At 46.6% G+C, this 7,524-nt stretch carries 3 protein-coding genes; all 3 read right to left on the reverse strand.

Translation table 11 applies throughout. From position 1 onward, the window contains the following. A partial coding sequence (locus FZC41_RS17685) for a DUF4430 domain-containing protein (RefSeq protein WP_148568625.1) occupies positions 1 to 5,242 on the reverse strand: 5,242 nt, incomplete at its 3' end. An 82-nt stretch (positions 5,243 to 5,324) separates the two neighbouring features. Beyond that, the gene (locus tag FZC41_RS16885) at positions 5,325 to 6,149 is read right to left on the reverse strand and encodes a hypothetical protein (protein ID WP_148568626.1); all 825 of its coding nucleotides are present in this window, start codon (positions 6,147 to 6,149) and stop codon (positions 5,325 to 5,327) included. A 523-nt stretch (positions 6,150 to 6,672) separates the two neighbouring features. Further along, positions 6,673 to 7,386: a CpXC domain-containing protein gene (locus FZC41_RS16890; RefSeq protein WP_148568627.1), complete on the reverse strand. Its 714-nt coding sequence runs from the start codon at positions 7,384 to 7,386 to the stop codon at positions 6,673 to 6,675. Between the last annotated feature and the right edge of the window lie 138 nt (positions 7,387 to 7,524).

Consider the following 7,524-nt stretch of genomic DNA (forward strand, 5'->3'; position numbering starts at 1 on the left):
AGCCCTGGTTATCCAGGTTAATTTTAATTCCTTCCAGTCTTAACGACTGGCCGGCGGTTCCACTGAGGTCGCCGTTTGTCTTGCTATCCTGCCAGCCGATGTTTTCAATCTGGGTCTGGTAGCTGCAGTTCACGGTTTTGGTGTCAGTTTTACTGCCCACCACACCGAATTCAGAGAAGCTGTTGACTTTAAAAGTCAGGGTTTTCTTGTCGGCGGAAAGGGTCGGAGTAATCCATTCGATGGTTCCGGCTTCGGTCTTGTGGTAAATCTTATATGCCTCGTATCCCTGCTGGTCACTGCTTAGCGGCAGGTTGATGGTAACGTAAGTGGTGGGATCATTGTTGAATTTTGCCAGATCGTCGGCACTCATATCGGGTTTGATGTCATACAGGTTCACCACTTTGGCATCGGTGATACCGGCGGCATTCGCGGCTTTCTGGGCTTCGTCGATTTTATCTGCGTTATCGGTTTCCCCGACCACCTTAATGGCGGTTCCGGCCGGCAGACCAATCACTTCAATGCCAGTGGCTTTATCGACGGCAGTGGATTTTTCCAGTTCGGCAATTTTCGCTTCGGCCGCGGTTAAGGTGCTCAGGTTGGTCACCAGTGCTTTCTGAGTGGCGCTCAGCGCTTCATAGGCGGTTCGGGCGGCACCCACAGCTGTTTTGTCGGTAATTGCCAGTTTGTCAGCTGCCGGCAAAGCGGCAATCTGATCAGTGACGGCTTTAGCCATTACTTTGTCGCCGTCATCAGGCTTGGTTGGATCCACCGGTTTGTATGCCGCCACAGCCTTATTCAGGGCGGTGGCCGCATCGTTGCTTGCTTTTGAAGTAGCAGTCATGTTCTGCACCACCGTCATGGCGGTGTCATAAGCGCTGCTGATGTCTTTGTCATTTAAGTAAGCGCTGTTTCCGTTGACGGTGGCCAGCGCTTTGATCAGAGTATCCTTGTTGGCAATGGATACCAGTACCCTGTTGGTGCCGTATTCCAGACCAGTTAAATCACTTCCGGTTCCCCAGTAGGTGAAGGCCAGACGCATAACATCACCATTTTTTAACGTGTAGGCATCCATTCCCACGTTGGGGGTTTGGTTGTTCACGAAATACATCCAGCCGGAGTACTTGCTGTAGTCAAACTCACCCAGGACATTACCGCTGTAACGGCTGGCATAGGTATTGGCCACGGTACTGTTGGCTCCGCCCAATTTATCAACAATATAGTCGGGAATCGTGGCCGTTCCGGTATCGGCACCTTTCACGGCACGCAGGTAACCCACCTCACCTTCCAGATTTTCGGCTCCCAGCAGTTTTTCAATGGCCTGTCGAGCCGTTTCGCCATCGGTGATGCCCAGGGTCACCGGTTCCACGTAGAAGCCCTGACCAATGGTGAAGCGTTCCACATCGATGGTGATGCTGCCGGTAGTCGGTTTGAGTTTTTCGATGGCCGCTTCAGCTTTCGTCAAAATGGCCAGGGTATCATTGCTGATTAACGCTTTTTGAGCCACAGTCAAGCCATTGTATAAGGATCGGACGGCTACTACTGTGCCTTTCTGATCATAGCTGATGATGGTACCCAGCGCATTGATTTTGACAATAACTGCATTTGCGGCAACCTGGTCGTTGCTGGCCGAAGCGGCATCTTCCAATGCCTTGATTTTTGCTTCAGCGACGGTGAGAATGTTTAAGTTCGTCACCAATGCTTGTTGTGCAGGTGTCAACGCAGCGTAAGCACTACGGGCTGCGGTGACGGCGGTTTTATCGGTAAGCACTAAAGCATCCGTTGTTGGCAGCGCGGCAATCTTGTCTGCGACAGCTTTGGCGGCCTTCATATCGGCAACGGCCTGATTTAATGCAGCTGCGGCTGTTTTTGTGTTTTCGGTGGTTTCGGTCATATCTTTTGCCACGGTTACGGCGTTGTCATAGGCTGTTTTTACGCCGGCATTGGCCAGCATGGCGTCTTTGTCATCGGTATTCACGGCAGCAATGGCTTTTAAAAGCTCATCCCGATTGCCAAGGACAACTTTTGGTTCCGCTACGCCGTATACGTAGCCGGTCAAATCAGCTCCGTACCCCTGATAGCTGAAGGCAATGCGAATGACATCACCGCTATTTACTTTATAATCGCCCATTCCCACCGTGGGACTCTGGTTATTCACTAAAAACATCCAACCGCCCTGGGCGCTGTAAGAAGCGGTCCCTAGGGCGCTATCGGTCTGTTTATTGCCATAAGCTGTTGCGGCAGCCGTATTGCCGCCGCCCAGTTTGGAAACAATATAGTCGGGAATGACGACGGTGTTTGCTCCGGCGTCGGTTCCTTTAATCCCGGTCATATAGGATGAGTTACCAAGGATGTTGTCGGCACCCACCAAACGGGAAACCAGACTAAAGACACTTTCATCTTTCGTGTAGCTCATGGTAACCGGCTCTTTATAGAAACCCTGACCAATGGTGAACCGTTCCACATCGATGGTGACGGTTCCCGTATCCGGCTTCAGCGTATCAATGGTAGCTTCCGCATCGGTCAGGATCTTGAGCGTCTCAGCCGTGATTAGTGCTTTCTGGGCATCTGTCAGAGCGGTATAGGCAGAACGAGCCGCCGTGACATCAGCTTCTTTATCCAGCGTAATGGTGCCCAACGCGGTAATCTGATCAGTGACGGTTTTGGCTGCCGCTTTGTCAGCAGCACTGGGCGTATCGGCGGCGGTCAGTTTTGCTTTAACCGCGTCGTATTTGGTCTTGTCAATACTGTTTTTCTGCGTATCTGACAGGGTTAGGGTTGACAGCAGGGTATCCAAAGCGGTCAGTTTTTCCTGAGCCGCAGCTTTGGTGGTGTCATCGATGATGGTATCAACCGCCGGCAGGGCCGTAATGGCATTGTTAACCCGAACCGTTGAATTGGTAACATCGGTGCAGTCAAAGATCTGGTTTTCATTGCGATAAGCTCTTACAACGGCCTCATAGCCTCTGGCAATCTGACCCTGATCGGCACTATAGGACTGGCTAACCGGAGCAAGAGAATCCAACATTGAAAAGCCGTTTTTAATAAATGCAATTTTCGCAGCTCCATTTTCCGTATATGTTGTATTGAAAATATCCACATCCGCCATTCCCAGCATGATATAAACCTGAGCATTAGACCATGGATTATTGTAACTGATGCCGCTGTAGAACACGCCGGTGTATCCCTGAATCCGTGAAAAATAAGGGATAAACACCGTTTCCATCGCCTGTTTTACATAATAGAGGTCAGTTCCTTCCTGAGCATTGGGATCGTAGTAGGCGGCCAACGGCTGAAATCCCATGATGTACATATCAATCAGCGGATCATTGCCTGTGCTTGCTCCAGCAAGGGCTTTTTTTGCCAGCTCAACCGCGTAGGCTTGTTGTGTGCCTGGTAAATAGTCATAGGAATCAATGGCAAATGAACTAACCTGTTCCTTAAAATAACCGTCGGACGGGTTTTTTCCATTGGTCAGCATTTCAATAAGATTGTAGCCAGCCACATTGCGGGCGTCATAGCCCATGGCGGTGATGGCCAGTGCATCCTTGGCAACCTCATTGGCATCGAAACCTTCATTTAAGGGTTGGCCCTCTCCGGTTACCTTTTTTGATGCAGTGTATTTTTCCTCAAAAGCTTTGTAGCATTCATCGAAAAACCCTTCATGCGGGGTATAACCGGCTCTGGCCGAGGTGAAAATCAGCCAGGAACCGTACTGGTTATTGCCAGCCCCAAACACCGCATCATGACCTGAAACATCGGCAGGCAGATAGTATGCCAGTGATTCCTGAATGCGGGTTTCCGTGGCGGCAATGGCTGCTGCTTTTTGATCATCCGAATACGTTGTATTGCTGTTAAAGGTAAACGCCGGTTCATTGACACTAAAATCTTCCCCTAAAACACCCGTTTCATATTCATTACTGAAGAATTTAAGGGTGTAGGCATTTGATCCGCTGTCGTCATAAACCAGCTTATACTGGGATAAAAACCCTTGCAACTTACCATCAAAATTATTTTTTGCTGCTACAACACCCGTAAAGGTTAATGGATTTTGGATTCCCTTATCGGGATCTCTTAGTTCCAACTTTGCATGATAACCATCAATGATCGTCTGACTTTCTGCCTTACCATCGGTGGCAACCAGCGTAATGCTTTCAATGTCCGCCTTTAGAAAGTCGGGTGCATTCGTATTGATGTCGGTATCCGGAACGACCTTATCTTTGATTTTCACAACCGCTTTTACCTGTATTTCGCTGCTGTTTCCTTCCGGCAGCTGATAGCGCAAGCTGGGATACCCGCCATTGGTGGCATCCATTTTCCATTCTTTCTCAAAATTCCAGTTCAGGAAATTTGAAGCACTATTCGTACTGTCTTTAAATTGGGTTTCGGTTAATGGTGCGCCAAAATTATTTGTCGTTGCCAGGTTAGTATTGATTGTATCCTGATAATAACAGTCTTTAATATACGTTTGATCATCGGTTTCATTAGCAATTGGATAAATGGTTTCTGTTGCCGTATTCATCAAATTGCCCGTTGTATAACAATTCTGAATGATTGCCGACGTGCTATTCATTGCAGCAATCCCACCAACACACTTTCCATTGGTTTCTTCAATATTGACACGACTGTAGCAGTTGATGATCTGGGCATTACTGCCAGCATTACTACCAACCAGGCCACCAACTTGGGAAGCGTTGCCGCTAGCTGTTTTTATTGTTCCAGTTACCGAACAATTAATTATTTTCCCATTATTTACCATTGCTAAACTTCCAAGTCTCTGAACCGTGCTGCTAATCGCCTGTAGATTTACAGATTCTAAGTTTAAATTATAAACCTTGCCAGAGGCCGCAATTGTATAAAATAGAGCCATCTGATTATCGTTGTAGCCGATAATACTATGGCCCTGTCCATCAAAAACCCCGGAAAAATTACGAGCTGAAGATGGGCGTTTCAATGATGTCAGCGGATGTGTTTCATCAATGGTAATATCATTGTTCAATGTGATCTTTTTGCCATTGTAATTGACACTGTCTGCGCTTTTAGCTGTAATTATTGATGCCCGAAAGGCGTTAAGATCTGCAACTGTGCTGATTACATAACTGCCGGTTGCCGGATTCCAGGTATCTCCGGTTTCCCCTTCTGCCCTAACCGCCATGGAAGTGAAGCCAGACACTACCATCATTGTAATGAAGAAAAAAAGCATGATTAGGATATTCTTTTTCTTTTCAATCCATATATTTTTCATTATTTATCCCTTTCTTTTATTAAAGAAAGAGGGACTAAATGTCCCTCTTTAATCCTTTTACCCAAAAACAAAATACTACAGCTTAGAGTGAAGCAGTTGCCGCATTGACGGCAGTCTGTGTGGCATTAACAGTATTAAATACTGCCAGTGCGGCTGCATAGTCTGGGTCAGTTGGGTTATTCGCCAATGCTTTTACCAACGCATCTTTGTTGGCCATCGTAAATTGTGGTGCAGTATATTCTGTGCTATTCCAATCGTATACCCAGGCTGTTCCATTATATGTCGGATCTTCTGTTGGTAACCATGAACTGTATGCCAGCCCCATATCAGCGCCCATATTCAAGGAGTAATACCAACGAATGGTAGCACTGGTATCTCCGGCATTGAGTAAACCAGTATCGATCAGATCCTGTACGGTTGTTGTGCCGCTATACCAAACCGTATTACCACCATAGGTTCCTGAGGTCTGGCTGTCAATCTGCATCATCCAGCCGGAAACCCCGGTAAATTCTTTTTCCTTAAGCAAGCCATCCGATTGATTGGTAGAGACCATGTGCGTATCTAAGCAGGGATCAGTATATGTACCTGTGTAGTTGCTAAAATTGTAAGTATTTGAAAATGAACTACTCATATAATCCACATAACCCCAATTATCGTGCACGGTTACACTGCCTTTAACGTCGTTTAACAGTTCCAATACGGTTGTGGTGCTGTAATCTGCCGGATTGACATGCACGTGAGCTGGTGCGACAATTGCCGGACCGCCCATTGTGGACTGATCCACGGCAATATAAAAATCTGTGCCATCATCCAAGCCTGCTGCAAAGGTTGGGGAAGCAAAGGCTGCTAACATTGCCATTGAACCCACTACTGCTAACGCTTTTTTACCATAACTTTTGATTTTCATCTTTTTTACTCCTCATATTTTTATTTTTTAAATTTGAATCTTGACAATTCTGTCAAAAGAGGGTAAATTAAAGTATCATAATATTTTAGTGGCTTTTTTAGTCACCCGACCGCCGGGATTTCTGAGATCCCGGCGTTTTTTTTATTTGCCCTCGTTACCGTAACCACTTTGTTGAACCCGATTTTCCTGTGGGCCATTGGCGAGTTCTTCCCTTTCATTTGCCCCCATGCTCCTGACCTTTCGGCTCTGCCACCGGTTCCTCCTTTCCGTCTTTAATCGACAACCATGAACCCAAATCCCGTACCACTTCACATCTATCCTTAAGGTGTAACCACCTGAAGAAGTCATTTTTTCGAGAGCGTCCCGATTTTTATTTTCTGTTTTCAATGATCATTCGATTTGCTTGATATCAATGTGATTGTCCATAAGCCAGCCGCATCATTCAGCGGATTTTTATAATCTCACCGGAAGCACGGTTTTTTATTTCTCTAAGCTGCATTTCTCATCATTTTTTTCCGGGCGTTCAGGCGATTAATACCTTATCAATCCCGGCTGCCCAGCACTCATCTATTTGATACAGTCCGTCGGTTTCTTCAAATTTCTGGCGGAGGGGGCTTTTTTTGAGCAGATACTCATAATCCCGGGTGGGGGTGGTGACAAAAATAGGTTTGGGGGAATTACTCAGTAAGCCAAAATTGATTTCCCCTTCTTTGCCTTTCAAGGAATCAAACAGGGCTTTATGGACCTGAACAGGCTGTTTGGCTTTCCTCATTTTTACGGTAACATCATCCTTGATCTTGTAGCCCAGATAGGTAATGATTTTATCGTTGAGGCCGGCACTGAAAATATGTATTTTTTCAATAAAGTCCATCATGTCATGCACCACCCGGATGCGGTAGGTGGGAAAGAGTGCCCGGGTCTCTTTGATCTGCTCGTCTATGTTCTGGTCTTCTCCTGTTCGGTCCGTACCTGTCTGGTCCATGTCATTAAACGCCTCGTCTTTCTCATCCATATCCAGAAAAACGAGGTACTCTCTTTCCATGTCTTTATACGCCATGGAATAGGGGCTCCGAAAACAATGGCTGCACGCCGGGCAGGTAAAATCAAAGATCCGACCCAGGATCACCTCTTCCCGGATGGCCGTATCCAGCGTGCCATTGATGACATCATAAGCATGGGTTTCAAAGATCTCTCCACATTTGGGGCACACCCGGGTGATTATTTTTTTGGTTGCCATTTTAAAACCGCCTTTCTACTACAATATATTTATGGTTATAGTACCTAACAACCAGTTAGGACCTTATCCATCTTGTTGCTTAAGCTGTTAGAATGTAGAGAGCAATCGGTATGTCGTCTTCCTTTCTTGGACTTCGCG

The sequence above is a fragment of the Acetobacterium paludosum genome (assembly GCF_008086595.1).
Lineage (GTDB): Bacteria > Bacillota > Clostridia > Eubacteriales > Eubacteriaceae > Acetobacterium > Acetobacterium paludosum.